Annotated in this window: 25 protein-coding genes; 12 read left to right on the forward strand and 13 right to left on the reverse strand. The window is 71.4% G+C overall.

What is annotated here, in order from left to right:
* The first annotated feature begins 140 nt into the window (after positions 1–140).
* Both IF47_RS0104420 and pgi read left to right on the forward strand, forming a co-directional pair.
* Positions 141–476 carry an RNA polymerase-binding protein RbpA gene (locus IF47_RS0104420; protein ID WP_078591561.1) on the forward strand — a complete coding sequence of 112 codons (336 nt, stop codon included), beginning with the start codon at positions 141–143 and terminating at the stop codon, positions 474–476.
* Positions 477–623: 147 nt separating this feature from the next.
* Entirely contained in the window at positions 624–2,276 is a 1,653-nt protein-coding gene (gene pgi, locus IF47_RS0104425) for a glucose-6-phosphate isomerase (RefSeq protein WP_031506782.1), read from the forward strand.
* Between the two features lie 182 nt (positions 2,277–2,458).
* On the opposite strand, the gene pgl is transcribed toward pgi, so the two are convergent.
* The 5 genes from pgl to tkt are packed head-to-tail and all read right to left on the reverse strand — an operon-like array spanning position 2,459 to position 9,172.
* Positions 2,459–3,274 carry a 6-phosphogluconolactonase gene (gene pgl / locus IF47_RS0104430; RefSeq protein ID WP_031506783.1) on the reverse strand — a complete coding sequence of 272 codons (816 nt, stop codon included), beginning with the start codon at positions 3,272–3,274 and terminating at the stop codon, positions 2,459–2,461.
* Positions 3,271–4,386, reverse strand: coding sequence for a glucose-6-phosphate dehydrogenase assembly protein OpcA (gene opcA, locus IF47_RS0104435; protein WP_031506784.1), 1,116 nt, complete (start codon positions 4,384–4,386; stop codon positions 3,271–3,273). The genes pgl and opcA overlap by 4 nt, the downstream gene beginning before the upstream one ends.
* A complete protein-coding gene (gene zwf / locus IF47_RS0104440) occupies positions 4,383–5,918 on the reverse strand; it encodes a glucose-6-phosphate dehydrogenase (RefSeq protein WP_031506787.1) in 1,536 nt (511 codons plus the stop codon). Before zwf ends, opcA begins: the two co-directional genes overlap by 4 nt.
* Positions 5,915–7,033, reverse strand: a complete 1,119-nt coding sequence (tal, locus tag IF47_RS0104445) for a transaldolase (protein ID WP_031506788.1) — start codon at positions 7,031–7,033, stop codon at positions 5,915–5,917. Before tal ends, zwf begins: the two co-directional genes overlap by 4 nt.
* A gap of 45 nt (positions 7,034–7,078) precedes the next feature.
* Positions 7,079–9,172: a transketolase gene (gene tkt / locus IF47_RS0104450; RefSeq protein WP_031506789.1), complete on the reverse strand. Its 2,094-nt coding sequence runs from the start codon at positions 9,170–9,172 to the stop codon at positions 7,079–7,081.
* Between the two features lie 416 nt (positions 9,173–9,588).
* Between tkt and IF47_RS0104455 the strand changes: the two genes are divergently transcribed.
* On the forward strand, positions 9,589–10,563 hold the full coding sequence (locus tag IF47_RS0104455) for a heme o synthase (RefSeq protein ID WP_031506791.1): 975 nt from the start codon (positions 9,589–9,591) through the stop codon (positions 10,561–10,563).
* A gap of 81 nt (positions 10,564–10,644) precedes the next feature.
* Complete coding sequence (locus IF47_RS0104460; RefSeq protein WP_031506793.1) at positions 10,645–10,995, forward strand: hypothetical protein; 351 nt, start codon at positions 10,645–10,647, stop codon at positions 10,993–10,995.
* Between the two features lie 364 nt (positions 10,996–11,359).
* On the opposite strand, the gene IF47_RS0104465 is transcribed toward IF47_RS0104460, so the two are convergent.
* The 3 genes from IF47_RS0104465 to IF47_RS0104475 form a co-directional block, all read right to left on the reverse strand.
* Entirely contained in the window at positions 11,360–12,385 is a 1,026-nt protein-coding gene (locus IF47_RS0104465; protein ID WP_031506795.1) for a COX15/CtaA family protein, read from the reverse strand.
* A 116-nt stretch (positions 12,386–12,501) separates the two neighbouring features.
* Positions 12,502–13,230 (reverse strand): ABC transporter permease, encoded by a 729-nt coding sequence (locus tag IF47_RS0104470; RefSeq protein ID WP_051716993.1) that lies wholly within the window; start codon positions 13,228–13,230, stop codon positions 12,502–12,504.
* A gap of 71 nt (positions 13,231–13,301) precedes the next feature.
* Complete coding sequence (locus tag IF47_RS0104475; RefSeq protein ID WP_031506798.1) at positions 13,302–14,228, reverse strand: ABC transporter ATP-binding protein; 927 nt, start codon at positions 14,226–14,228, stop codon at positions 13,302–13,304.
* A 265-nt stretch (positions 14,229–14,493) separates the two neighbouring features.
* Here IF47_RS0104475 and IF47_RS0104480 point away from each other — a divergent pair, with 265 nt between their 5' ends.
* The 8 genes from IF47_RS0104480 to IF47_RS0104515 all read left to right on the forward strand — a co-directional run bounded on the left by IF47_RS0104480 (position 14,494) and on the right by IF47_RS0104515 (position 21,466).
* Entirely contained in the window at positions 14,494–15,261 is a 768-nt protein-coding gene (locus IF47_RS0104480) for a helix-turn-helix transcriptional regulator (protein ID WP_031506799.1), read from the forward strand.
* Positions 15,258–16,679, forward strand: a complete 1,422-nt coding sequence (sufB, locus tag IF47_RS0104485; RefSeq protein WP_031506801.1) for a Fe-S cluster assembly protein SufB — start codon at positions 15,258–15,260, stop codon at positions 16,677–16,679. The genes IF47_RS0104480 and sufB overlap by 4 nt, the downstream gene beginning before the upstream one ends.
* Positions 16,680–16,892: 213 nt before the next feature.
* Positions 16,893–18,074, forward strand: coding sequence for a Fe-S cluster assembly protein SufD (gene sufD / locus IF47_RS0104490; RefSeq protein WP_031506803.1), 1,182 nt, complete (start codon positions 16,893–16,895; stop codon positions 18,072–18,074).
* Complete coding sequence (locus tag IF47_RS0104495) at positions 18,071–18,433, forward strand: non-heme iron oxygenase ferredoxin subunit (RefSeq protein WP_051716975.1); 363 nt, start codon at positions 18,071–18,073, stop codon at positions 18,431–18,433. The genes sufD and IF47_RS0104495 overlap by 4 nt, the downstream gene beginning before the upstream one ends.
* A 6-nt stretch (positions 18,434–18,439) precedes the next feature.
* Positions 18,440–19,204, forward strand: a complete 765-nt coding sequence (sufC, locus tag IF47_RS0104500) for a Fe-S cluster assembly ATPase SufC (RefSeq protein ID WP_031506806.1) — start codon at positions 18,440–18,442, stop codon at positions 19,202–19,204.
* A gap of 148 nt (positions 19,205–19,352) precedes the next feature.
* Entirely contained in the window at positions 19,353–20,609 is a 1,257-nt protein-coding gene (locus IF47_RS0104505) for a cysteine desulfurase (protein WP_031506807.1), read from the forward strand.
* Between the two features lie 45 nt (positions 20,610–20,654).
* On the forward strand, positions 20,655–21,134 hold the full coding sequence (gene sufU / locus IF47_RS0104510) for a Fe-S cluster assembly sulfur transfer protein SufU (protein ID WP_031506809.1): 480 nt from the start codon (positions 20,655–20,657) through the stop codon (positions 21,132–21,134).
* Positions 21,131–21,466, forward strand: coding sequence for a metal-sulfur cluster assembly factor (locus tag IF47_RS0104515; protein WP_031506811.1), 336 nt, complete (start codon positions 21,131–21,133; stop codon positions 21,464–21,466). Before sufU ends, IF47_RS0104515 begins: the two co-directional genes overlap by 4 nt.
* Positions 21,467–21,580: 114 nt before the next feature.
* Here the strand turns inward: IF47_RS0104515 and IF47_RS27450 are convergent, their stop codons facing one another.
* From IF47_RS27450 to IF47_RS0104540, 5 genes are read right to left on the reverse strand one after another with little or no spacing between them, the layout of a single operon-like run.
* Positions 21,581–23,050 (reverse strand): cytochrome P450, encoded by a 1,470-nt coding sequence (locus IF47_RS27450; RefSeq protein ID WP_031506812.1) that lies wholly within the window; start codon positions 23,048–23,050, stop codon positions 21,581–21,583.
* Complete coding sequence (locus IF47_RS0104525; RefSeq protein ID WP_031506814.1) at positions 23,047–23,646, reverse strand: GTP-binding protein; 600 nt, start codon at positions 23,644–23,646, stop codon at positions 23,047–23,049. The genes IF47_RS27450 and IF47_RS0104525 overlap by 4 nt, the downstream gene beginning before the upstream one ends.
* On the reverse strand, positions 23,624–23,986 hold the full coding sequence (locus IF47_RS0104530) for a DUF742 domain-containing protein (RefSeq protein WP_031506816.1): 363 nt from the start codon (positions 23,984–23,986) through the stop codon (positions 23,624–23,626). Before IF47_RS0104530 ends, IF47_RS0104525 begins: the two co-directional genes overlap by 23 nt.
* A complete protein-coding gene (locus IF47_RS0104535) occupies positions 23,983–24,399 on the reverse strand; it encodes a roadblock/LC7 domain-containing protein (protein WP_031506817.1) in 417 nt (138 codons plus the stop codon). The genes IF47_RS0104530 and IF47_RS0104535 overlap by 4 nt, the downstream gene beginning before the upstream one ends.
* A complete protein-coding gene (locus IF47_RS0104540; protein ID WP_031506818.1) occupies positions 24,396–25,751 on the reverse strand; it encodes an ATP-binding protein in 1,356 nt (451 codons plus the stop codon). Before IF47_RS0104540 ends, IF47_RS0104535 begins: the two co-directional genes overlap by 4 nt.
* Positions 25,752–26,066: the final 315 nt, after the last annotated feature.

Here is a 26,066-nt window from a genome sequence, read left to right on the forward strand (position 1 = left end):
GGCCTATCATGAGGCTCGCGTCCAACGGGCCCGGGGCGGTAACTCCGGTCTGTGGACGTGCGTTGGGCCCTACGTACACTGGGGCACCCGCAGCGGAGCCGCCCATGCTCCGCGGCACCATGAGGCAGGGAGTTACGACCGTGGCAAGTGGCAACGCGATCCGGGGAAGCCGGGTCGGAGCGGGGCCGATGGGGGAGGCCGAGCGAGGCGAGTCCGCGCCGCGCATCCGCATCTCCTTCTGGTGCTCGAACGGGCATGAGACCCAGCCCAGCTTCGCCAGTGACGCGCAGATCCCGGACACCTGGGACTGTCCGCGCTGTGGTTTCCCGGCCGGCAAGGACCGGGACAACCCGCCGGACCCTCCGCGCACCGAGCCGTACAAGACGCACCTGGCGTACGTGCGCGAGCGGCGCAGCGACGCCGACGGCGAGGCCATCCTCGCCGAGGCGCTGGCCAAACTCCGCGGGGAGATCTGACCGCGGATCCCACCACGGGGGAACGGCCGGCGAGGACGCCGACGACGGCCCGTCCGCACGCCCTGACAGGGCGCGCGGACGGGCCGTCGTTCCATTAGGTTGGGGTGCGGCGGGGTTTGTCACGAGAGAAGTGGACTGAATTCGCAGATGAACGCTGAAGGCCGCGGAAGGCTCGACCGTATGCCGCAGTGGCAGGCGCTGGCCAGGCACCGCGAGGAGCTGGGGGAGGTGCATCTGCGCGAACTGTTCGCCGACGACCCACGGCGCGGCGAGCGGTACGGAGTCCGGGTGGGGGACCTGTACCTGGACTACTCCAAGAACCTGGTCACGGACGAGACGCTGCGACTGCTGCGCGAGTTGGCCGAGGCGACCGACGTCGCCGGGCTGCGGGACGCGATGTTCCGCGGCGAGAAGATCAACGTCACCGAGGACCGGGCCGTGCTCCACACCGCCCTGCGGGCCCCGCGGGACGCGGTGATCGAGGTCGACGGGGAGAACGTCGTCCCCGCCGTGCACGCCGTGCTCGACCGGATGTCCGCCTTCGCCGAGAAGGTGCGCGCCGGCGAGTGGACCGGGCACACCGGGAAGCGGATCAGGGCGGTCGTCAACATCGGCATCGGCGGCTCCGACCTCGGGCCCGCCATGGCGTACGAGGCGCTGCGCGCCTACACCGACCGGGAGTTGGACGTTCGCTTCGTCTCCAACGTGGACGGCGCCGACCTGTACGAGGCGCTGCGGGACCTGGACCCGGCCGAGACGCTGTTCGTCGTCGCCTCCAAGACCTTCACCACGATCGAGACCATCACCAACGCCGGCGCGGCCAAGGACTGGCTGCTGAAGGGCCTGGACGCCGACGAGTCCGCGGTGGCCAGGCACTTCGTGGCGCTGTCGACCAACACGGCGGCGGTCGCGAAGTTCGGCATCGACACGGCCAACATGTTCGAGTTCTGGGACTGGGTCGGCGGACGCTACTCCTACGACTCGGCCATCGGCCTCTCGCTGATGATCGCCATCGGCCCGGACCGCTTCCGCGAGATGCTGGACGGCTTCCGCACCGTCGACGAGCACTTCCGCACCGCCCCTCCCGAGGAGAACGCCCCGCTGCTGCTGGGCCTGCTGGGCGTCTGGTACGGAGCCTTCTTCGACGCGCAGTCCCACGCCGTCCTGCCCTACAGCCACTACCTGTCGAAGTTCACCGCGTACCTGCAGCAGCTCGACATGGAGTCCAACGGCAAGTCGGTGGACCGGCAGGGCGAGCCGGTGAGCTGGCAGACCGGCCCGGTGGTCTGGGGCACCCCCGGCACCAACGGCCAGCACGCCTACTTCCAACTCCTCCACCAGGGCACCAGGACGATCCCCGCGGACCTGATCGGCTTCGCCCGGCCGGTGGAGGCCCTGCCGCCCGCGCTCGCGGCCCAGCACGACCTGCTGATGGCCAACTTCTTCGCCCAGGGCCAGGCCCTGGCCTTCGGCAAGACCGAGGAGGAGGTCCGCGCGGAGGGCGTCGCCGAGGAGCAGGTCCCGCACCGCACGTTCCGGGGCAACCACCCCACCACGACGATCCTGGCCTCCGAGCTGAGCCCGTCGGTGCTGGGGCAGTTGGTCGCGCTGTACGAGCACAAGGTGTTCGTCCAGGGCGCGATCTGGAACATCGACTCCTTCGACCAGTGGGGTGTGGAGCTGGGCAAGGTCCTGGCCAAGCGGGTCGAGCCGGCGCTGACCGAGGGCGCCGAGGTGGAGGGTCTGGACGCCTCCACGGCGGCCCTGGTGGCCCGCTACCGGGCCTTGCGCGGTCGCTGACGCGGCAACGGGCGCAGCGGGGCAAACGGGGCGCGGGGCACGGCCGGACACGGTCCCACGCGCCCCGAGCGCCCCACGCGCCCCGAGTGACGGAAACGGCGGTCTCGCTCCCACCGGTGGGAGCGAGACCGCCGTTCGTCCTCTCCCCGGGTGTCTTCCCGGGTGTTCCGGCCGGTGCCGGGTCAGTCCCGTGCCGAGGCGGGGAGGAGGGCCGCCGCGGCCTCGTCGAGGATCCACAGGGTGCGCTCGCGGCCCCGGGCGCCGGAGGCGGGGGTCCGCAGCGGGTCCGTGCCCTTCAGCGCGGAGTCCGCCGCCTCCGCCTTGTCCTCGCCCGCCGCCAGCAGCCAGACCTCCCGGGCCGCCCGCAGGGCCGGGAGCGTGAGGGAGATCCGGGTGGGCGGGGGCTTGGGGGCCTCGCGGACGCCGACGACCGAGCGCCCGGTCTCCGCCACGGCCGGGTGCTCCGGGAAGAGGGAGGCGACGTGGGTGTCCGGGCCCAGCCCCAGCAGCAGGACGTCGAAGGACGGCACCCGGGGCACGGACGTGCCCTCGGTGTTCTCGCCTCCCCCGGAGCCCTCGGCCTCCGCCGCCGTGGCCAGCTCCGCCGCGTACGCCTCGGCCGCGGCCGTCACGTCGTCGCCGTGCGGTCCGTCGGAGGCGGGCATCGCGTGGACACGCGCCGGGTCCAGCGGGACCGCGTCCAGGAACGCGCGGGCCTGGGTGTGGTTGCGGTCCGGGTCGCCGTCGGGCAGGAACCGCTCGTCGCCCCACCACAGGTCGACGCGGGACCAGTCGACCGTGTCCCGGCCCGGCGCCTCGGCCAGGGCCGCCAGCAGGGCGTTGCCGTTGCGGCCACCGGTCAACACGACGGACGCGTGGCCGCGGGTGGCCTGGGCGTCCACGACGGTGGTGATCAGGCTCGCCGCCGTGGCCCTGGCCATCCGTTCCTTGTCGGGGTGGACGACGATCCGCGGGGGTGTCCGCTCGGAGGTGGTCATCGGGTCCTCCCCTTCGCCTTGCCCTTGCCGCCGGATCGGTCCACGACGGCCTCTCCGGGGCTCTCCGCGGCGCTCTCGCCGTCGCCCTTCCCCTCGGCGGCCTTCTCGGTGGTCTCCTCGGCGGTCTCCTCGCCGCCCGTGGCGCCGCCCCCGTCGCCGGCCGTCCCGTCCGCCGTCGGCTCCGAGGCGGCGAGCAGCCGGTCGAGGCCGAAGCGGATCGTTCGGGCGTAGGTCTCGTCCGGGTCCAGGCGCCGCAGCTCCTCGGCGATCAGCTCGGCGTTGGAACGCCGGTGGAGGGCCACGTTCCGGTCGGGCTGGCCGGGCACGGTCAGCCGGGCCAGGGCGCCGTCGCCACGGCTCAGGCAGATGTCGCCCTCCTCCGTCACCAGCCGTACGGCCGTGAGGCCCGGACCGTCGGAGACGGTGCGCTCCACGGGGACGTTCAGCCGGTCGGCGAGCCAGAGCGCCAGCAGTTCGGTGCTCGGGTTGTACTCCTCGCCCTGGACCTCCGCCCTGAGAACGCGGGCCTGCTTCTGGTCCAGCGCGGCGGCCAGCACGCTGCGCCACAGGGTGATGCGGGTCCAGGCCAGGTCGGTGTCGCCGGGCGCGTAGGACCCGGCGCGCGTCCGGAGGGCCATGACCGGGTCCTCGGTCTCCGCCGCGTCGGTGATCCGGCGCTGGGCGAGGGTGCCCAGCGGATCCTTCGAGGGGTGCTCGGGTGTGTCGGCGGGCCACCAGACGACGACCGGGGCGTCCGGCAGCAGCAGGGGCAGCACGACGCTGTGGGCGTGGGAGGCCAGCTCGCCGTGGAGCCGCAGCAGGACCGTCTCGCCGGTGCCGGTCTCGCCGCCCATCCGCACCTCGGCGTCGAGCCGGGCCATGGCGCGGTCCCGGGGGGAGCGCCCCGGGCGCCGGATGACGACGAGGATCCGCGAGGGGTGCTCCTTGGACGCCTCGTTGGCGGCCTTCAGCGCGTCGTAGTGGCTGCCCTCGTCCGTCACGATCACGAGCGTGAGCACCATGCCGACGGCCGGGCTGCCCATCGCCCGCCTGGCCTTCACCAGGGTCACGTTGATCTCGCCGGAAGTGGTGTCGGTCAGGTCGATGTTCATGGCCGCCGCCAGCTCCGTCCGTCGCGTGCGAGCATCTCGTCGGCCGCCCGGGGACCCCAGGTCCCGGCGGTGTACGGCTCGGGCCTGCCGTGCGCGTCCCAGTACTCCTCGATGGGGTCGAGGATCTCCCAGGACCGCTCGACCTCCTGGTGCCGGGGGAAGAGGTTGGCGTCGCCCAGGAGGACGTCCAGGATGAGCCGTTCGTACGCCTCGGGGCTGGACTCGGTGAAGGACTCGCCGTAGGCGAAGTCCATCGTCACATCGCGGATCTCCATCGAGGTGCCCGGCACCTTGGAGCCGAACCGGATGGTGATGCCCTCGTCCGGCTGCACCCGGATGACCAGGGCGTTCTGCCCCAGCTCGCGGGTGTCGGTGGCGTCGAAGGGGGAGTAGGGGGCGCGCTGGAAGACCACCGCGATCTCGGTCACCCGGCGGCCCAGCCGCTTGCCGGTGCGCAGGTAGAAGGGGACGCCCGCCCAGCGGCGGTTGTCGATCTCCAGCTTGATGGCGGCGTAGGTGTCGGTCCGGGAGGCCGGGTCGATGCCCTCCTCCTCCAGGTAGCCGGGCACCCGCCGGCCGCCCTGCCAGCCGGCCTGGTACTGCCCGCGCACGGTGTAGCGGCCCAGGTCCTTCGGCAGCCGCACGGCGTTGAGCACCTTGAGCTTCTCGGTGACCAGCGCCTTGGCGTCGAAGGAGGAGGGCTCCTCCATGGCGGTCAGGGCGAGCAGTTGGAGCAGGTGGTTCTGGATGACGTCGCGCGCGGCGCCGATGCCGTCGTAGTAGCCGGCACGGCCACCGATCCCGATGTCCTCGGCCATCGTGATCTGCACGTGGTCGACGTAGGAACGGTTCCACAGCGGCTCGAACATCGTGTTGGCGAAGCGCAGCGCCAGGATGTTCTGGACGGTCTCCTTGCCCAGGTAGTGGTCGATTCGGAAGACGTCGGACTGGCGGAAGACCCGGTGGACGACCCGGTTCAACTCCTGGGCGCTGGCCAGGTCGTGGCCGAAGGGCTTCTCGATGACCGCGCGGCGCCAGGAGCCGTCCGGGGCGTCGGTCAGCCCGTGCTTCTTGAGCTGCTGGAGGACGGTGGGGAAGAACTTCGGGGGCACCGAGAGGTAGAAGGCGAAGTTGCCGCCGGTGCCGCGCGACTTGTCCAGGTCCTCGATGGTCGCCTTCAGGTTGCGGAAGGCGTCGTCGTCGTCGAAGACGCCGGGCACGAAGCGCATGCCCTCGCCGAGCTGCCGCCAGACCTCCTCGCGGAAGGGGGTGCGGGCGTACTGCTTGACCGAGTCGTGCACGACCTGGCAGAAGTCCTGGTCCTCCCAGTCGCGACGGGCGAAGCCGATCAGGGAGAAGCCCGGCGGCAGCAGACCCCGGTTGGCGAGGTCGTAGACGGCGGGCATCAACTTTTTCCGTGACAAATCGCCCGTGACGCCGAAGATCACCAGGCCCGACGGCCCCGCGATGCGCGGGAGCCGTCGGTCCTGTGCGTCACGCAGCGGGTTGGCTGCGTCGGTCACCTGCGTCATGCCTCCTTCGGGGCGAGACGCTTCAGCTCGGCCTCGGTGGAGGCCAGCAGGTCGCTCCAGGCCTTCTCGAACTTCTCGACGCCCTCCACCTCCAGCAGCTCGACGACCTCGTCGTAGTCGATGCCGAGCTTGGCGATCGCGTCGAGGTCCGCGCGGGCCTGCTCGTAGGTGCCGCGCACCGTGTCGCCGGTGATCTCGCCGTGGTCGCCGACGGCCGCCAGGGTGGCCTCCGGCATGGTGTTCACGGTGCCGGGGGCGACCAGCTCGGTGACGTAGAGGGTGTCGGGGTAGGCCGGGTCCTTCACGCCGGTGGAGGCCCACAGCGGGCGCTGCCGGTTGGCGCCGGCGGACTCCAGGGACGCCCAGCGGTCGGAGGCGACGACCTCCTCGTACGCCTGGTAGGCCAGCCGGGCGTTGGCCAGCGCCGCCTTGCCCTTCAGCGCCAGGGCCTCGTCGGTGCCCAGGGCGGTCAGGCGCTTGTCGACCTCGGTGTCCACCCGGGAGACGAAGAACGACGCCACCGAGTGGATCCCCGACAGGTCCAGACCCTTCTCCCGGGCCTTCTCCAGACCCGCCATGTAGGCGTCCATCACCATCCGGTAGCGCTCGATGGAGAAGATCAGCGTGACGTTGACGCTGATGCCCGCGGCGATGGTCTCCGTGATCGCCGGGAGGCCGGCGCGGGTGGCGGGGATCTTGATGAAGGTGTTGGGGCGGTCCACCAGCCAGGCGAGCTGCTTGGCCTCGGCGACCGTGGGCCGCGTGGCGTGCGCCAGCCGCGGGTCCACCTCGATGGAGACCCGACCGTCCAGACCGCCCGTGGCGTCGTAGACCGGGCGCAGCACGTCGGCGGCGTCCCGGACGTCGGCGGTGGTGATCATCCGGATGGCCTCCTCCACCGTGACCCCGCGCGAGGCCAGGTCGGTCAGTTGCCGGTCGTAACCGTGCCCCTCGGAGATCGCCTTCTGGAAGATGGACGGGTTCGTGGTGACGCCCACCACGTGCTGCTCGTCCAGCAGCTCGGCGAGGTTGCCGGACGTGATGCGCTGGCGCGACAGGTCGTCCAGCCAGATCGCGACGCCTTCGTCGGTGAGGCGCTTGAGTGCGTCTGTCATGGGAAATGCATCTCCTGATTCTGCCTTCTTGACGGCCTCTTGGCGTCAGCGTGCGGCGGCGTCGATCGATTCCCGGGCGGCGGCGGTGACGGCCTCCGACGTCAGTCCGAACTCCCGGAAGAGCACCTTGTAGTCGGCCGAGGCGCCGAAGTGCTCCAGGGAGACGATCCGACCGGCGTCGCCGACGTACCGGTGCCAGGTCAGCCCGACGCCCGCCTCGACCGCCACGCGCGCCTTCACCTGCGGCGGCAGCACGCTGTCACGGTACGTCCGGTCCTGCTCCTCGAACCACTCCAGGCACGGCATCGACACCACCCGGGTGGGCACGCCCTCGGCCTGGAGCGTCTCGCGGGCGGCGACGGCGAGCTGCACCTCGGAGCCGGTGGCGATGAGCACGACCCGCGGCTCGGTGGCGCCGCCCTGGGAGTCCTCCGCCTCGAACATCACGTACCCGCCGCGGGCGGCGTCCTCGTTCGGCTCGTAGGTCGGCACGTTCTGCCGGGTCAGCGCGATGCCGTGCGGGGCCGGGCGCTCACCGTGGCGGCGCATGATCTCGCGCCAGGCGATGGCCGTCTCGTTGGCGTCGGCCGGGCGGACCATGTTCAGCCCCGGAATGGCGCGCAGCGCCGCCAGGTGTTCCACCGGCTGGTGGGTCGGACCGTCCTCGCCCAGACCGATGGAGTCGTGCGTCCACACGTAGGTGACCGGCAGCTTCATCAGCGCCGCCAGCCGCACCGCCGGACGCATGTAGTCGGAGAACACCAGGAAGGTGCCGCCGTAGATCCGGGTGTTGCCGTGCAGCGCGATGCCGTTCATGGTCGAGCCCATGGCGTGCTCGCGGATGCCGAAGTGGATCGTGCGGCCGTACGGGTCCGCCTCCGGCAGCGGGTTGTCCGCCGGGAGGAACGACGACGAGGCGTCGATGGTGGTGTTGTTCGACCCCGCGAGGTCGGCGGAGCCGCCCCACAGCTCGGGGATCACCCCGCCCAGCGCCTTGAGCACCGCGCCGGACGCCTTGCGGGTCGCCACGTCCTTGCCCGCCTCGAAGACCGGCAGGACCTTCTCCCAGCCCTCGGGGAGCTTCCCGGCGGCGATCCGGTCGTACTCGGCGGCGCGCTCGGGGTTGGCGTCGCGCCACTGCGCGAACCGCTTCTCCCACTCGGCGCGCGCCTCGCGGCCCCGGTCGACCACCTTGCGGGCGTGCGCGAGGACCTCCTCGGTGACCTCGAAGTCCTTCTCGGGGTCGAAGCCCAGCACGCGCTTGGTGGCGGCGACCTCCTCCGCGCCGAGCGCGGAACCGTGCGAGGCCTCGGTGTTCTGGGCGTTCGGCGCGGGCCAGGCGATGATCGTCCGGGCGGCGATGATCGAGGGCCGCTCGGTCTCCTCCTGCGCCGCCCTCAGCGCCGCGTACAGCGCCCGCACGTCGAAGTCGCCGTTGGGCGCCTGCTCGATGCGCTGGACGTGCCAGCCGTACGCCTCGTACCGCTTCAGGACGTCCTCGGACATCGCGGTCGCGGTGTCGCCCTCGATGGAGATGTGGTTGTCGTCGTACAGGGCGACGATGTTCCCCAGCTTCTGGTGGCCGGCCAGCGAGGACGCCTCGGCGGAGATGCCCTCCTCCAGGTCGCCGTCGGAGACGATCGTCCAGATGGTGTGGTCGAAGGGGGAGGTGCCCGGAGCGGCGTCCGGGTCGAACAGGCCCCGCTCGTAACGGGCGGCCATCGCCATGCCCACGGCGTTGGCGATGCCCTGGCCCAGCGGACCGGTGGTGGTCTCCACCCCGACCGTGTGGCCGTACTCCGGGTGACCGGGGGTCTTGCTGCCCCAGGTGCGGAAGGCCTTGAGGTCGTCCAGCTCCAGACCGTAGCCGGACAGGTAGAGCTGGATGTAGAGGGTCAGGCTGGTGTGGCCCGGGGAGAGGACGAACCGGTCCCGGCCGACCCACTGCGCGTCGGACGGGTCGTGCCGCATCAGCTTCTGGAAGAGCAGGTACGCCGCGGGCGCCAGGCTCATGGCCGTACCCGGATGGCCGTTGCCGACTTTCTGCACGGCGTCCATGGCCAGGACTCGGACGGTATCGACAGCCCGCTGATCCAGTTCGGTCCACTCGAGATCTGTGGTGGTCGGCTTGGTGCTCACCCTGCGTCAGGGCTCCTCTCCACATGTCGAAGGCCGGTGTCGGTTGGGTCACACCGGGCGCTGTCGAGCGTACCCCCGCCGGTGTTCCCCCTTTTCGACTGCTCATCCTTCGGGCAACACGGCGACGAGGCGGGGTGCGAAACACCTCGAATCGGACGCTCGGCGGGCGTCCGTCGGGCAAGTGATGAACACGGAGCGCACATGAGCGCGGGCGTCCGTCGACAGGCCGGCGCCCACTCTCCGTGACGACGCCTTCCGGGGGAGGAGGGGGCGGTACGGGCCACCCCGGGGAGGGGCGACGCATGGCCGGCGTCTACAGTGGCGTGGTATGCGCGAGTCGCGACCGGGTGCCGGTCGCTGCTCGCTTGTCCCATGCGGCGCGAGCCGCACATGTCGCATCGTGATCAGGGGTGTCCGTGACGGCCGTCGAATCCCGTCCCACGGGTGGGGGTACCGCCCACGCCCGGAGGGCTGTGGGGGAGCTCGATCCGAGCCCAGTGCACCGGCCGCTCGGGGCCCGCATCAAGGGCTTCGTGGCGCTGACCAAGCCGCGGATCATCGAGCTGCTGCTGATCACCACCATTCCGGTGATGTTCCTCGCCGAGCAGGGAGTGCCCGACCTGTGGCTGGTGCTGGCCACCTGCGTGGGCGGTTACCTCTCGGCGGGCGGCGCCAACGCGCTGAACATGTACCTCGACCGGGACATCGACGCGCTGATGCACCGCACCGAGCGGCGTCCGCTGGTGACCGGGCTGATCTCGCCGCGCGAGGCACTGGTCTTCGGCCTCGCCCTGGCCGTGATCTCCACGGCGTGGTTCGGGCTGCTCGTCAACTGGCTCTCCGCCGCCCTCTCCCTGGGCGCGCTGCTCTTCTACGTCGTCGTCTACACGATGATCCTCAAGCGGCGCACCGCCCAGAACATCGTCTGGGGCGGCATCGCGGGCTGCATGCCGGTCCTCATCGGCTGGTCCTCGGTGAAGAACGAGGTCAGTTGGGCCGCCGTCGTCCTCTTCCTGGTCATCTTCTTCTGGACGCCGCCGCACTACTGGCCGCTGTCGATGAAGGTCAAGGACGACTACGCGCGCGTCGGGGTGCCGATGCTCCCGGTGATCGCGGGCAACAAGGCCGTGGCCCGGCAGATCGTGATCTATAGCTGGGTCATGGTGGCCGTCTCGCTGACCCTGTGGCCGCTGGGGTACGTCGGCTGGTTCTACCCGCTCGTCGCGATCGCCGCGGGCGCCTGGTGGCTGTGGGAGGCCCACGCCCTCCACGCCCGCGCCAAGGCCGGCGTCACCGGGGCGAAGCTCAAGGAGATGCGGCTGTTCCACTGGTCGATCACCTATGTGTCGCTGCTGTTCGTGGCGGTGGCGGTGGACCCGTTCCTGCGCTGACGCCGCGCAGGAACGGGGAGTGGCACAAGCCACTGACGGCCGCGGTCGCCAGGTGATCTACCCATCGGTAGCATCCTGTGCATGGCCAAGACACAGCAGGCGGAAGAGACCAGGCCCGACGCCCGGGCCCAGCGCTGGGTGACGAAGCTCGCCAAGGAGATCACCGCGTTCGCCAAGGAGCGCGGCGGCGGCGCCGACGGCCAGATCGCCTACATCGGGCAGCGCGGCGTGCGCCTCGTCCTCGTCGGCGCCGACGGCGGCTGGGGCGACCTGGTGGCCCCCTCGCGGGAGGTGGCGGAGAAGGCCGCCGAGAAGGCCGGGGTCACCCTCCACGAGGACCTCGACGGCGACCTCGCCGCCCGCATCCGCACCGGCCCCTACGAGTGGGAGCGGATGGCCGGCATCCAGGTCGGAGGCCCGAAGAACCGCTGAGGCCGCACCGCGCGCGACACCCACCGGGCGTCGCGCGCGCCGCCGTGACCGGCCTTTTGGCGGGTCCGACGGGGGAAGGCCGACCGTTCACGGGGAGCGGAGGCGTCCTCCGGCACCCGGGGCCACCCCGCCCCGAACCACCGTCTCCAACCGCCCCGTCTCGAACCAGCGGCTCCGACCGTGCCGCGCTCCCGCACGCCGCGCCCGCGACCGCCGTCGTCACCGCCCCCGGCGTCCGTGACCGCCGGGGCCCGGGCGTCCGTGCGGAGTGGAGCGAACACACTTTCGGCCGTGTGCGTGGTGCCCGCCGCCCCTAGGGGCGGCGGGCACCACGCACACGGCCGGGATCGGCCGGAATCCTGGTTCACAGACCGGACGCGGAACCGGCCGGGGTGGCGTCCGAGGGCCGCTCCCGCACCACGGCGGGCACGGGAGCCGCGACGGCGTCCGCCGTGGGAGGCAGACCCCTCTCGCGCAGGGACAGCAGCGTCCGCAGGGTGAAGATCCACACCAGGCAGGAGCCGAACAGGTGGAGCGCCACCAGCACCTCGGGCAGTTCGGTGAAGTACTGGACGTACCCGATCGCGCCCTGCGCCAGCAGCACCAGCAGCAGCTCCCGGGTGCGGGCGAGCGGCCCCGAGGGCGCGTCCGCGGCGCGCAGCGCCAGCCAGAGCAGCACCGTCAGGCCCACCACGGCCCAGGCGAGGAGGGCGTGCACCCGCGTGGTCGCCTCCCAGTCCACGCCCATCCGCGGCACGTCGCTGCTGTCGCCCGCGTGGGGCCCCGCGCCCGTCACCATGGTGCCGACGACGATCAGCGCCACGGTCACGGCCGTCAACGCCACCGCGAGCCGTCCGGCCCGCGGGGGTGCCAGCGGGCGCGGTTCCTCGTCGCCCTCGCGTGCGCGCAGCCAGGTCACCGCGGCGACGGTGATCAGCGCGGTGGCGAGCAGGAAGTGCGCGGCGACGGTGTACGGGTTGAGCTCCATCAGCACGGTGACGCCGCCCAGCAGGCCGTTGGCGACGACCAGCCAGAACTGCGCCCAGGCCGCCCGCGACAGGCCCCGGCGGCGCGGTTCGGCGGAGCGCACGGCCAGGATCGCCCAGCCGACGGCGGCGCACAGCACGTACGTCAGCAGACGGTTGCCGAACTCGATGGCGCCGTGGAGGCCCATCTCGGGCGTGGCGACCAGACTGTCGCCGCTGCACTTGGGCCAGGTCTCGCATCCCAGCCCCGAGCCGGTCAGCCGCACCACCCCACCGGTGACCACGATGACCACGCTCATCGTGAGCGCGGTCAGGGTGGCGCGTTCCACGGTGCGCTGGGCGGGGGTCCAGCGCCTGGCGACGTACGCGACGGGGTTCCGTGCGAATTCGAGCAGATTGGGCACGGGCCCATCGTAGGCGCGTGCTTGTGCGAACTTTCACGAGGGGGGCGGGAAAACCTGTGCCGTCCCTCTCACGCGCTCCCGCTCACGCCGTTCCGCCCACGCTCCCGGCGGCGGACTCACTCCCAGCGGAAGAACCGGGCCGCGGCGGCCAGGCCCGCCACCGCCCACACCGTGAGGACGGCCAGGTTCCCCCACGGCATCCCGGCGCCGTCGCGGAGCACGTCCCGCAGTCCCTCGGAGAGCGCGGAGATCGGCAGCCACTCCAGCACGTCGCGCACCGGGGCGGGGAACTTCTCCAGCGGGACGACCACTCCGCCGCCGACCAGCAGCAGGAGGAAGACGAGGTTCGCCCCCGCCAGCGTCGCCTCGGCCCGGAGCGTCCCGGCCATCAGCAGGCCGAGACCGGAGAAGGCGGCCGTCCCGGCGGCCAGCAGCAGCACCACGGAGAGCGGGTCGCCGTGCGGCGACCAGCCCAGCGCGAGGGCGACCGACGACAGCAGCGCCACCTGCAGCACCTCGATCGCCAGCACCGCGCAGGTCTTGGCGGTCATCAACCCCCAGCGGGGCAGCGGCGAGGCGCCCAGCCGTTTGAGGACGCCGTAGCGGCGTTCGAAGCCGGTGGAGATGGCCTGGCCGGTGAAGGCGGTGGAGAGGACGGCCAGCGCCAGCACGCCCGGCGCCAGGAAGTCCACACGCCCGGCCCCGTCGTCGGCGCCGGGGAGGTCGACGACGTCCACGGTGCCGAACAGCACCAGCAGCAGCGTCGGGATGACGATGGTCAGCAGCAACTGCTCGCCGTGGCGCAGCAGCAGCCGCGTCTCCAGCGCGGCCTGCGCCGCGATCATCCTCGACAGCGGCGCGGCGCCCGGTCGGGGGGAGTACGTGCCGTGCCCCGTGGTCCGGGTGGTCTTGGTGTTCACGACCGCAGCTCCTTGCCCGTCAGCTCCAGGAAGACGTCCTCCAGAGTGTGCCGCTCGACGGAGATGCTGTCCGGCATCACCCCGTTCTGCGCGCACCAGGACGTCACCGTGGCCAGCAGCCGGGGGTCCACGGCGCCGGTCAGCCGGTACGAGCCCGGCACCGGCTCGGCGGCCGCGGTGCCCGAGGGCAGCGCCTTGAGCAGCGAGCGCAGGTCGAGCCCGGGCCGGCCGGTGAAACGCAGGGTGTTCTCGGCGCCCCCGCGGCACAGCTCCTCGGGGCTGCCCCGCGCGATCACCCGTCCGGCGTCGATGATGGCGACGTCGTCGGAGAGTTCCTCGGCCTCGTCCATGAAGTGCGTGCTGAGCACCACCGTCACGCCGTCCGCGCGCAGCTCCCGCACCAGGTCCCAGGCGGACCGGCGGGCCTGGGGGTCCAGACCGGCGGTCGGTTCGTCGAGGAAGACCAGCTCCGGCCGGCCGACGACGGCCATGGCCAGCGCGAGTCGCTGCTGCTGGCCGCCCGACAGCCGCCGGTAGGGGGTGCGGCCACAGCCGTCCAGCCCCAGGCGTTCGATCAGGGCGTCGACGTCCAGCGGGTGGGCGTGGAGGGCGGCCGTGTGCCGCAGCATCTCCGCGGCGCGGACGGTGGGGTAGATGCCGCCGCTCTGGAGCATCACGCCGATCCGGGGCCGCAGGGCGGTCGCGTCGGAGATCGGGTCGAGGCCCAGGACGCGGACGGTGCCCGCGTCGGGGCGGCGGTAGCCCTCGCAGGTCTCGATGGTGGTGGTCTTCCCGGCCCCGTTGGGGCCGAGGACGGCGGTGACGGTGCCGCGCCGGACGGTGAGGTCCAACCCGTTCACCGCGGTCCGGTCCCCGTACCGCTTCACCAGCCCTGTGACCTCGACGGCCGCCGTGTCTCGCATAGGGGCGAGTCTAGGGAGCGGCGGGCGACGGCGGGGTCCTGGGGCCACGAGAGGGTCACGCGGGGGCCACGCGGCGGCGCCGGGCCGCGGACGGTTCCGGAGAGTTAGGCATGCCTTACGTGACGCATACCATCCCGGCCGGTCGGGGCGCGACTTGCCGCCGTCCTTTGAATTACGCAACAATAGCGTTGCGAAAAACGCGCGCCCGGCGGGACGGTGATCCGGCCCGGCGGAACGGCACGGAAGTGAGGAGGCGCGAACGATCATGGCGGTCCGACAGGGCGGCGGCGACACGCGCACCCCCACGTCCTCCGCTCCGGAGGAGCAGCACGGCACCCGCAACAGGGTCGCGCGTTCCATCCTCGACCACGGCCCCTCCACCGCGGCCGAACTGGCCCAACGCCTGGAGCTGACCCAGGCCGCGGTCCGCCGCCACCTCGACGCCCTCGTCTCCGAGGGGGTCGTGGAGCCCCGCGAGAAGCGGGTCTACGGCTCACGCGGCCGGGGCCGTCCCGCCAAGGTCTTCGCGCTCACCGACCGCGGTCGCGGCGCGTTCGACCAGGCGTACGACCAACTCGCCGTCGACGCCATGCGCTGGATAGCGCAGGCGGCGGGCGGCGGCGAGAAGGGCCGGGCCGCGGTGGCGGCCTTCGCCCGCGCGCGGGTCGCCGCGCAGGCCGAGCGGTACCGCGAGGAACTGGAGCGGGCGGCCCCCGAGGACCGCGCCAGGGCATTGGCCGAGGCCCTCTCCAAGGACGGGTACGCTGCCACTGCGCGCAGCGCGCCCGCCGCCGGTGGAGAGCAGCTCTGTCAGCACCACTGCCCGGTGGCCCACGCCGCCGAGCAGTTCCCGCAGTTGTGCGAGGCGGAGACCGAGGTCTTCTCCCGCCTGCTCGGCACCCACGTGCAACGTCTGGCCACCATCGCCCACGGCGACGGAGTGTGCACGACGTTCATCCCCGGGACAGTCCCCGGACCCACCTCCAAGACCACCACAGCATCTGCAAGCACAGCCGGGAGGAACCCCGCATGACTCTCCCCACGGAGACTGCCCACCCTGAGCTGGAGGGCCTGGGCAAGTACGAGTACGGCTGGGCCGACCCGGACGCCGCCGGCGCGTCGGCCAAGCGTGGCCTCTCCGAGGAGGTCGTCCGCGACATCTCGGGGAAGAAGTCCGAGCCGGAGTGGATGCTGAAGCGCCGCCTGAAGGCTCTGAAGCTCTTCGAGAAGAAGCCCATGCCCAACTGGGGGTCGGACCTCAGCGGCATCGACTTCGACAACATCAAGTACTTCGTGCGGTCCACCGAGAAGCAGGCCCAGTCGTGGGAGGACCTTCCGGAGGACATCAAGAACACCTACGACAAGCTGGGCATCCCCGAGGCGGAGAAGCAGCGCCTGGTCGCCGGCGTCGCCGCCCAGTACGAGTCCGAGGTGGTCTACCACCAGATCCGTGAGGACCTGGAGAGCCAGGGCGTCATCTTCCTGGACACCGACACGGCCCTCAAGGAGCACCCGGAGCTGTTCCAGGAGTACTTCGGCACCGTCATCCCCTCCGGCGACAACAAGTTCGCCGCGCTGAACACCGCGGTGTGGTCCGGCGGCTCGTTCATCTACGTGCCCAAGGGCGTCCACGTGGACATCCCGCTCCAGGCCTACTTCCGGATCAACACCGAGAACATGGGCCAGTTCGAGCGGACGCTGATCATCGTGGACGAGGACGCCTACGTCCACTACGTCGAGGGCTGCACCGCGCCGATCTACCAGTCGGACTCGCTGCACTCCGCGGTCGTGGAGATCATCGTCAAGAAGGGCGCCCGCTGCCGCTACACGACCATCCAGAACTGGTCGAACAACGTCTACAACCTGGTCACCAAGCGCGCCGTGGCCTACGAGGGCGCGACCATGGAGTGGGTCGACGGCAACATCGGCTCCAAGGTGACGATGAAGTACCCGGCCGTCTACCTGATGGGCGAGCACGCCAAGGGCGAGACCCTCTCGGTCGCGTTCGCGGGCGAGGGCCAGCACCAGGACGCCGGCGCCAAGATGGTGCACATGGCGCCCAACACCTCCTCCAACATCGTCTCCAAGTCGGTGGCGCGGGGCGGTGGCCGCACCTCCTACCGCGGCCTGATCGAGATCGCGGAGGGCGCCGAGAACTCCAAGTCCAACGTGCTGTGCGACGCGCTGCTGGTGGACACCGTCTCGCGCTCGGACACCTACCCGTACGTCGACGTCCGCGAGGACGACGTGACGATGGGCCACGAGGCGACGGTCTCCAAGGTCAGCGACGACCAGCTCTTCTACCTCATGCAGCGCGGCCTGTCCGAGGACGAGGCGATGGCGATGATCGTGCGCGGCTTCGTCGAGCCGATCGCCAAGGAACTCCCCATGGAGTACGCGCTGGAGCTGAACCGGCTGATCGAGCTGCAGATGGAGGGCGCGGTCGGCTGACCGGCGGTCGGTCCCGCCGGCCGGACGGTCCCCCGTCCGTCCGGCGGGCACCCCGTCCGGCCGGTTTCCCGACCGGGACAGGTCGGGCCGGCCCCCGGCCCACCCCGTGTGACCGTGAGCGAGCCGAAGGGGGCGCCGCCGTCGAGAAGCGTCGGCGGCGGACGGCAAGCCCCGAGGCGAGCGAACACAAACATTAGGAGCAACACGACAGCCATGGCTGAGGCTCAGAACATTCCGGCGGGGTCCACGACCACCGGAGCGATCGCGGTGGCCGCCGAGTCCACCGTCGCCACGAGGATGAGCGCGCCGCCGTCCTTCGACGTGGCCGACTTCCCCGTCCCCCACGGCCGCGAGGAGGAGTGGCGCTTCACTCCCCTGGAGCGGCTGCGCGGACTGCACGACGGCACCGCCACCCCGAACGGCGGCGTCAAGGCCGAGGTCTCCGCGCCCGACGGCGTGACCGTCGAGACGGTCGGCCGCGACGACTCCCGTCTCGGCCGGGCCGGTGTCCCCGTCGACCGGGTCGCGGCGCAGGCGTACAGCTCCTTCGAGAAGGCGACGGTCGTCACCGTCCCCAAGGAGACCGTGCTGGAGGAGCCGATCCGGCTCAGCGTGCAGGGCCAGGGCGGTGTCTCCTACGGGCACACCGTCTTCGAGCTGGGGGCCTTCGCCGAGGCCGTGGTCGTCATCGACCACGTCGGTGACGCCGTGCGCGCCGCCAACGTCGAGTACCTGCTCGGCGACGGCGCCAAGCTGACGGTCGTCTCCGTGCAGGACTGGGACGACACGGCCGTGCACTGCGCCCAGCACAGCGCGCTGGTGGGCCGGGACGCCACCTTCAAGTCCGTGGTCGTCACCTTCGGCGGCGACCTGGTGCGCCTCCACCCGCGCGTCAACTACGCGGGCCCGGGCGGCGAGGCCGAGCTGTACGGCCTGTACTTCACCGACAACGGCCAGCACCAGGAGCACCGGCTCCTCGTCGACCACGAGGCCCCGAACTGCCGCAGCAACGTCGTCTACAAGGGCGCCCTCCAGGGCGAGGACGCGCACGCGGTGTGGATCGGCGACGTGGTGATCCGCGCCTCGGCCCTGGGCACCGACACCTACGAGCTCAACCGCAACCTCGTCCTCACCGACGGCGCGCGGGTGGACTCGGTCCCCAACCTGGAGATCGAGACCGGTGAGATCGTCGGCGCCGGCCACGCCTCGGCCACCGGCCGCTTCGACGACGAGCAGTTGTTCTACCTGATGGCCCGCGGCGTCCCGGAGAAGGAGGCCCGCCGTCTGGTGGTGCGCGGCTTCTTCGCGGAGCTGGTCCAGCAGATCGGTCTGCCGGACCTCCAGGAGCGTCTGATCGCCAAGATCGAGGAAGAGCTGGAGGAGTCGGTCGCATGAGCACCGCGGAAGACACGGCGGGCCCGGTGGAGGGCTTCGTCCGCGTCGCCACGCTCGGCGAGCTGGAGGAGGACACCCCCCGTCGGGTGGAGATCGCCGGCACGCCGGTCTCCCTCGTCCGCACCGAGGGCGAGGTCTTCGCGATCAACGACATCTGCTCGCACGCGAACGTCTCCCTGTCCGAGGGCGAGGTGGAGGACTGCCGGATCGAGTGCTGGCTGCACGGCTCCAGCTTCGACCTGCGCACCGGCAAGCCCTCCGGCCCGCCCGCAACGCGCCCCGTCCCCGTATACCCCGTCAAGATCGAAGGAGACGGCCCCGACGCGGCTGTGCTCGTCTCCGTCACCCAGGAGTCCTGAAGCCCCATGGCAACGCTTGAGATCCACGACCTGCACGTCTCCGTCGAGGCCGAGAACGGCCCCCGGGAGATCCTGCGCGGCGTCGACCTGACCGTGAAGCAGGGCGAGACGCACGCGATCATGGGCCCGAACGGCTCCGGAAAGTCCACTCTCGCCTACTCGCTGGCCGGTCACCCCAAGTACACGATCACCGGCGGCACCGTGACCCTGGACGGCGAGGACGTCCTGGAGATGAGCGTCGACGAGCGCGCCCGCGCCGGCCTCTTCCTCGCCATGCAGTACCCGGTCGAGGTCCCCGGCGTGTCCGTCTCCAACTTCCTGCGCACCGCCGCCACCGCCATCCGCGGCGAGGCCCCGAAGCTGCGCACCTGGGTGAAGGAGGTCAAGGAGGCCATGGAGCGCCTCCACATCGACCCCGCCTTCGCCGAGCGGAACGTCAACGAGGGCTTCTCCGGCGGTGAGAAGAAGCGCCACGAGATCCTCCAGTTGGAGCTGCTCAAGCCGAAGGTCGCGATCCTCGACGAGACCGACTCCGGCCTGGACGTGGACGCCCTGCGCATCGTCTCCGACGGCGTGAACCGCGTCCGCGAGAACGGTGAGGTCGGCACGCTGCTGATCACCCACTACACGCGTATCCTGCGCTACATCAAGCCCGACCACGTCCACGTCTTCGCGGGCGGGCGGATCGCCGAGTCCGGCGGTCCGGAGCTGGCGGACAAGCTGGAGGAAGAGGGCTACGAGGCCTATGTGAAGGGCGGCCGGGCCGCGTGACCTCCACGCGCCGGGCCACCGCGGATCCGCGGGCCACCGACCGTCCCGCCCGGCCCCGCCGGACGGGTGACAGCACCATGCCCCCGGCCCCGTGGCCGGGGGCTGTCCCCGGCCGTCCGGACGGCGGGGCGAACGGAGGAACAAGGGCGTGACACAGCTGCCGGGCCTTCTCGACACAGAGGCGATCCGCAAGGACTTCCCCGTACTGGACCGCGTGGTCCACGACGGCAAGAAGATCGTGTACCTGGACAACGCGGCGACCTCGCAGAAGCCCAACCAGGTGCTCGACGTGCTGAACGACTACTACGTGCGGCACAACGCCAACGTCCACCGCGGTGTGCACGTGCTCGCCGAGGAGGCCACGGCGCTGTACGAGGGAGCGCGCGACAAGGTCGCCGCCTTCGTCAACGCGCCGAGCCGCGACGAGGTGGTCTTCACCAAGAACGCCTCGGAGTCGCTCAACCTCGTGGCCAACATGCTCGGCTGGGCGGACGACCCCTACCGCGTCGACGACCGGACCGAGATCGTCATCACGGAGATGGAGCACCACTCCAACATCGTGCCGTGGCAACTGCTCGCGCAGCGCACGGGCGCGAAGCTGAAGTGGTTCGGCCTCACCGACGACGGGCGCCTGGACCTGTCGAACATCGAGGAGATCATCACCGAGCGGACCAAGGTCGTCTCGTTCGTGCTGGTCTCCAACATCCTGGGCACGGTCAACCCGGTCGAGACGATCGTCCGCCGCGCCCAGGAGGTCGGCGCCCTCGTGGTCGTCGACGCCTCCCAGGCCGCCCCCCACATGCCGCTGGACGTGCAGGCGCTCCAGGCCGACTTCGTGGTCTTCACCGGCCACAAGATGTGCGGCCCGACCGGCATCGGCGTGCTGTGGGGACGGCAGGAGCTGCTGGAGGACCTGCCGCCGTTCCTCGGCGGCGGCGAGATGATCGAGACCGTCTCGATGCACTCCTCCACCTACGCTCCCGCCCCGCACAAGTTCGAGGCGGGCACCCCGCCGATCGCCCAGGCCGTCGGGCTGGGCGCCGCCGTGGACTACCTCACCTCGATCGGCATGGAGCGCATCGCCGCCCACGAGCACGCGATCACCGAGTACGCGGTCTCCAGGCTGCGGGAGGTCCCGGACCTGCGGATCATCGGACCGGCCACGGCCGAGGACCGGGGCGCGGCGATCTCCTTCACGCTCGGCGACATCCACCCCCACGACGTGGGGCAGGTGCTCGACGAGCTGGGCATCGCCGTCCGGGTCGGACACCACTGCGCCCGGCCCGTCTGCCTGCGGTACGGAATTCCCGCGACCACGCGAGCGTCGTTCTATCTGTATTCCACTCCCGCCGAGGTCGACGCCTTGGTGGAGGGGCTGGAACACGTACGGAACTTCTTCGGTTGATGTTCCGTGACCGTGACGGACGACTGCAGCGGCTGAAGGTGACTCGTGAAGCTGGACTCCATGTACCAGGACGTGATCCTGGACCACTACAAGCACCCGCACGGACGGGGACTCCGCGACGGTGACGCCGAGGTGCACCATGTCAACCCGACGTGCGGAGACGAGGTCACGCTGCGGGTGAAACTCGACGGCTCCACCATCGCGGACGTCAGCTACGAGGGGCAGGGCTGCTCCATCAGCCAGGCCAGCGCCTCGGTGCTGAACGAACTGCTGGTCGGCAAGGGGCTCGACGAGGCACGCAGGATCCAGGAGACCTTCCTGGAGCTGATGCAGTCCAAAGGACGGATCGAGCCGGACGACGCGATGGAGGAGATCCTGGAGGACGCGGTCGCGTTCGCGGGGGTCTCGAAGTACCCGGCGCGCGTCAAGTGCGCACTGCTGAGCTGGATGGCATGGAAGGACGCCACCGCCCAGGCCCTGGGCGGCGGCTTTGCCGAGGAGAGGTCCGAGGAGAAGACCGTATGAGCGAGACCCCGACCACGACGACACCGGTGAGCGAGGACGAGGTCCGCGAGGCGCTCTACGACGTGGTGGACCCCGAGCTGGGCATCGACGTCGTCAACCTGGGCCTGATCTACGGCATCCACGTCGACGACGACAACAGCGTCACCCTGGACATGACCCTGACGTCCGCGGCGTGTCCGCTGACCGACGTGATCGAGGACCAGGCCCGGTCGGCGACCGACGGCCTGGTCAACGAGCTGAGGATCAACTGGGTCTGGATGCCGCCGTGGGGCCCGGACAAGATCACCGACGAGGGGCGCGAGCAGCTCCGAGCCCTGGGCTTCAACGTCTGACGCTCCCGCGCCGAGGGGCGACCTTCGAGGGCGCGGGCGACACGACACGGACACGGCCCGGGTCCGCCGGCACACACCGGCGGGCCCGGGCCGTGGCGTTCGTCGCCGGGCTCGCTAACGCCCGTGCCACCACCTCGCCAGGGAGCCCCGCCAGCGCCCCGGAGCGCCGTGCGCGGCTCCGGCCGCTCCCGACCCGGGCGCCGGCGCGGAAGAGGCCGGCGACGGAGACGGCGACGGCGCGGGGGCGGGCTCCGTGCCCCGCCCGCGGCCCTCGGCGGTCGGCTGCGCGGCGGCCGGCTGTGCGGGGGCGATCGGGGGGAAGCGCACCGGCAGGGAGACCAGGCTCCGGTTGAAGGGCCCCTGCCGCCACCGCAGCTCCTCCTCCCCGACGGCCAGCTCGATGTCGGGAATGCGGTCGAGGAGCTTCTCCACGGCGACCGTGGCGATCAGCCGGGCGGGGCTCTTCGCCGGACAGGTGTGCGGGCCCACGCCCCAGGCCAGGTGGGCGCGGTTGCCGGTCCGGCGGTCACCGGCCAGGGCCGGGTCGTTGTTCAGGGCGATGAAGCTCATCAGCATGGGCTCGCCCGCGCGCACCAGGGTCCCGTCGAGCTCCTCGTCCCGGATCGCGTAGTGGATGGCGTAGTTGGCCATCGGCGGGTCGTTCCACAGCACCTCGTCGAGCGCGTCCTCGACCGGCATGCTGCCGCCCGCCAGGTCGCCGGCGAACCGGTCGTCGGAGAGCAGCAGCCGCAGGCCGTTGCAGATCAGGTTCTGCTCGGCCTCGACGCCCGCGCCCAGCAGCAGCACCAACTGGTGGATCATCTCCTCGTCGGTGAGCTTGTGGGGGTGGGCCATCATCCAGGACGTCACGTCCGGCCCCGGCTGCCTCCGCTTGAGCGCGACCAGTTCGGCGAGGCCCTCGGCCAGCACGGCGTTGGCCCTCTCGGAGTCGGCGTCGGCGTCGAAGATCCCGGCCGTGCCCTGGACCAGCTTCCTCCCGATGTCCTCCGGACAGCCGAAGAGCTGCTGGAAGACCAGCAGGGGCAGCACGGCGCTGTACTCGCCGAGCAGGTCGGCCCGTCCCTCGGGGCCGATCCGGTCGATGAGGGTGTCGGCGCCGCGCTCCACGTGATCCCGCAGCGCGGCGGGGTCCACACGGCCGAGGCTGTCGGCGATGACGGCGCGCAGACGGTCGTGCTCCTCACCGTCGGTCCACAGGGCGTTCGGCCGGTACATCATCATCGGGACGACCGGGCTGTCCGCCGGAACCCTCCCGTCGGCGAGCGCCTTCCAGCGGCGCGGGTCCTTGGAGAACCGGTCCGGGCTGCGCAGCACCTCCAGGGCGGTCTCGTACCCGATGACCGCCCAGGCGTCGACGCCCGGCGCTATCTCCACGGGGACGACGGAGCCGTGGGCGCGCAGACGGGTGAAGGTCCCCATGGGGTCGGCGGCGAACTCCGGACCGTACAGGCGCTCGAGGGCGGGGGAGCCGGTCTGTGGGGCCGCGGCCCCGCCGGCGTGCCCGGTGTGCGCCGGACAGCCCGGCGGCGGTACGGGACCCGACTCGGGTCGGGACATGGTCATCGCTGCTCCTGGGAAGTGAGGGTCCGGAGGTACTCGACGAGGGAGATCAACGCCTTGGAGGACGACTCGGCCTCCCGCGCGTCACAGATGACCAGCGGCGTCTCCGGGAGCAGGTCGAGAGCCTCGCGGATCTCCGCCTCCGGGAAGACCGGCGCGTCGTCGAACTGGTTGACGGCGACGGCGTACGGCATGCCGTGCTCCTCCAGCACGCTCATGATGTCGAAGGACTGGTCGAGCCGTCGGGTGTCCGCCAGCACCAGCGCGCCGAGGGCGCCCTGCATCATGTCCTTCCACAGCCGCATGAAGCGCTTCTGCCCGGGGGCGCCGAACAGGTACAGCACCAGCGAGTCGCTGAGCGTGAGGCGGCCGAAGTCCATGGCGACGGTGGTGGTGGTCTTGTCGGGGACGCCGGCCAGGTCGTCGATCAGCTCGCCGGCCTGCGTCATGACCTCCTCGGTGCGCAGCGGCCGGATCTCGGAGAGCGTGCCGACGAACGTGGTCTTGCCCACGGCGAAGTGTCCCACGATCAGGATCTTGACCGCGGTGGTGACCGTGTCCGCGACGTAGACCCGGTCAGAAACGAGAGCGGAGCCCATCGAGTACCTCCTGCAGGAGTTGGGCGTCGGGGAGTTGTGCCTTGGGGATGGGGGGCCGAATGCTGATGTGGCCGCTGTCGACGAGGTCGCTGAGCAGCACCTTGGTGACGCTCGTGGCCAGACCGAGGTGCCCCGAGACCTCGACGACCGACAGCGCCCCTCCCCGGCACAGCTCCATGACGCGACGCTTCTCCGGGCTCAGACCGCTCAGGGAGCGGCCGCTCACCGCGGTCACCAGCGTCACGAGATCGAGTGTGTTGCGCGTCGGATGGGCTCGGCCGTCCGTGACGACGTACGGCCGTACGAGTCCTCTGTCACGCCGGGGACGCGGCGGAGTCATGAGTTACCGAACACGGAGTCCTGCCGGGGCGGAGTGGTGAGCTCCTTGCCCAGCCGGTCGACCAGCTTGTGCATGCTGTAGGTGACCGCCTCCATGTCGACGTTGTGACCGGCGGAGACCGCCAGGTAGGCGCCCGAGCCGGCGGCCACCAGGAAGACGTATCCGTCGACGAACTCCACGAGCGTCTGCTGCCACGGCGAGGACTCGTCCGCGCAGAACTCGGCGGTGCTGCGGCTGATCGACTGGAGGCCGGACAGGGCCGCCGCCTGCCGTTCGGCCTCGTCGCGCTGGATGCCCTGGGAATGGGCGCGGAGCATGCCGTCCGCGGAGAGCAGGATGGCGTGGCGGGCTTCCGGCACCTTGAGGACCTCGTCGAGCATCCAGCCCAGCTCGTTGGTCATGTGGCCGTTCATTCCTGGGGATTCCCTTCACTGTCCTGGGACGCGCCGCGGCCCGAGCGGGTGCCGCGGGCGAACGCGCTCATGCGCGAGGCGGTTTCGGTGGCCGGACGGACCAGCGCGGGACCGGAGTCGGTCGGGGTCGCGCCGTCGGCGGGGGTGAGGGGTCGGGGCTCGCGCCGGCGCCGCTTGGGCAGCCCCCCGGCCGTGGACTCCCGCACCGCCGCCTCCGCCGGGGAGGTCCGGGCGGTCGGCAGGGAGAGGGCGGGAGCCGTCGGAGCGGCCGGCTCGCCCGCGGCCTCCCCGGCGGAGGCGGTCCCGGACGGGAAGGCCGGGGCCTCGGTCCGCCGGGCGGCGGCCGGCTCCACGGGCGCCTTCCGCTCGAGAAGCGTGTTGGGGAGGAAGAGGACGGCTCGCACACCGCCGTAGGGGGACTGCGTGTCGACGGAGACGCTGAAGCCGTACCGGGCGGCGAGCACGCCGATGACGGCGAAACCGAACTGCGGCGGGTCGCCGAGCCGGTTGATGTCGATGTCCTCCCGGCCGGACAGGCGTCGGGTGGCCTCCTCGACCTCGTGCGTGTCCATGCCGACGCCCGCGTCGTCGATGATGATGCTGGCGCCGTTGTGCGCGGGGCGGATGCCGACCTCGACGGTGGTGTTCGGCTGGGAGTGCCGCGCCGCGTTGTCCAGCAGCTCGGCGACCGCGAGGACCACCGGCTCGACGGCCCGGCTGACCACGGCCGTCTCCATCTGGGAGTGGACCTTGACGCGCCGGTAGTCCCGGATGCGCGACGTGGCCCCGCGCACGACGTCGATCAGCGGCGAGGCGTCCCGTTGCCGTCCGGGCCACGAGCCGCAGAGCACGGCGATGGCCTGGGCCCTCCGGCCGAACTGCGCGTTGGCGTGGTCGATCTCCAGCAGGTCGCGGAGCACGTCGGGGTTGTCGTGGCGGTCCTGCATGTCCGAGATCGACAACTGCTGTTCGTTCGCCAGGGCCTGCAGGGCGCGCACCGCGCCCTTCAGCGCGGTCTTCGCCGACTGGTCGGCGCGGGAGCGCGCCGCCGCGGCGGCGTTGGCGAACATCTCGACGACCTTCTCCAGGTTCGCCCCGTACGCCGTCGTGGCGAGTTCCGCGTCGAGCGGGCCGGGTACGGACGCGGCACCGTGCGGCGTCTCGACCAGCGCGGCGAGCCGGACCTCGACGAGATGCCGGACCTCTTCCTCACGAGAGCGCAGGGCGGCTTCGGAACTCGTCAGGCGACGGCGCAGGCGGGCGCTGATCCGGCTCTGGCGCACCAGCAGCACGGCCGCGGGAGCGGCCGTGGCGAGGCACCAGAACACCGCCTCCGGTATGTGTTGTGTCATCGGGTCCTCGGGCAGGGGAGGGCAGGGCGTCAGGCCCGGGAGGGAACGCGACACGCGGAAGTGGCCGGCTCCGACGGTCCATCGGATTCGAGGCGGCGGGCCGAGCGCGGCTCTGGTGAGGCCAGGGCCCACCCACGTCCGTCACGGGCGCTGGAATGCCTGATCATCCTAGGGATGTTCGCTCGCTTCAAGCGGCCTGCCGTCACCAATCGGGAATCGGATCCTCCTCCTCCGACGATCCTCCATCGCCCCTCCATCTCCTCTTCACAGCGCGGACGGCGATCGGCGCGCTCGGGCGCGGTCCGTGGCGTCCGT

Origin of the sequence: Streptomyces megasporus, assembly GCF_000718985.1 — a bacterium.
Lineage (GTDB): Bacteria > Actinomycetota > Actinomycetes > Streptomycetales > Streptomycetaceae > Streptomyces > Streptomyces megasporus.

Coding starts and splice junctions, on each gene's coding strand:
- pgi (WP_031506782.1), top strand. CDS start 624: ATGAACGCTGAAGGCCGCGGAAGGCTCGACCGTATGCCGCAGTGGCAG.
- pgl (WP_031506783.1), bottom strand. CDS start 3,274: ATGACCACCTCCGAGCGGACACCCCCGCGGATCGTCGTCCACCCCGAC.
- opcA (WP_031506784.1), bottom strand. CDS start 4,386: ATGAACATCGACCTGACCGACACCACTTCCGGCGAGATCAACGTGACC.
- zwf (WP_031506787.1), bottom strand. CDS start 5,918: ATGACGCAGGTGACCGACGCAGCCAACCCGCTGCGTGACGCACAGGAC.
- tal (WP_031506788.1), bottom strand. CDS start 7,033: ATGACAGACGCACTCAAGCGCCTCACCGACGAAGGCGTCGCGATCTGG.
- IF47_RS0104460 (WP_031506793.1), top strand. CDS start 10,645: ATGGCCAAGACACAGCAGGCGGAAGAGACCAGGCCCGACGCCCGGGCC.
- IF47_RS0104470 (WP_051716993.1), bottom strand. CDS start 13,230: ATGATCGCGGCGCAGGCCGCGCTGGAGACGCGGCTGCTGCTGCGCCAC.
- IF47_RS0104475 (WP_031506798.1), bottom strand. CDS start 14,228: ATGCGAGACACGGCGGCCGTCGAGGTCACAGGGCTGGTGAAGCGGTAC.
- IF47_RS0104480 (WP_031506799.1), top strand. CDS start 14,494: ATGGCGGTCCGACAGGGCGGCGGCGACACGCGCACCCCCACGTCCTCC.
- sufB (WP_031506801.1), top strand. CDS start 15,258: ATGACTCTCCCCACGGAGACTGCCCACCCTGAGCTGGAGGGCCTGGGC.
- sufD (WP_031506803.1), top strand. CDS start 16,893: ATGGCTGAGGCTCAGAACATTCCGGCGGGGTCCACGACCACCGGAGCG.
- IF47_RS0104495 (WP_051716975.1), top strand. CDS start 18,071: ATGAGCACCGCGGAAGACACGGCGGGCCCGGTGGAGGGCTTCGTCCGC.
- sufC (WP_031506806.1), top strand. CDS start 18,440: ATGGCAACGCTTGAGATCCACGACCTGCACGTCTCCGTCGAGGCCGAG.
- IF47_RS0104515 (WP_031506811.1), top strand. CDS start 21,131: ATGAGCGAGACCCCGACCACGACGACACCGGTGAGCGAGGACGAGGTC.
- IF47_RS27450 (WP_031506812.1), bottom strand. CDS start 23,050: ATGACCATGTCCCGACCCGAGTCGGGTCCCGTACCGCCGCCGGGCTGT.
- IF47_RS0104525 (WP_031506814.1), bottom strand. CDS start 23,646: ATGGGCTCCGCTCTCGTTTCTGACCGGGTCTACGTCGCGGACACGGTC.
- IF47_RS0104530 (WP_031506816.1), bottom strand. CDS start 23,986: ATGACTCCGCCGCGTCCCCGGCGTGACAGAGGACTCGTACGGCCGTAC.
- IF47_RS0104535 (WP_031506817.1), bottom strand. CDS start 24,399: ATGAACGGCCACATGACCAACGAGCTGGGCTGGATGCTCGACGAGGTC.
- IF47_RS0104540 (WP_031506818.1), bottom strand. CDS start 25,751: ATGACACAACACATACCGGAGGCGGTGTTCTGGTGCCTCGCCACGGCC.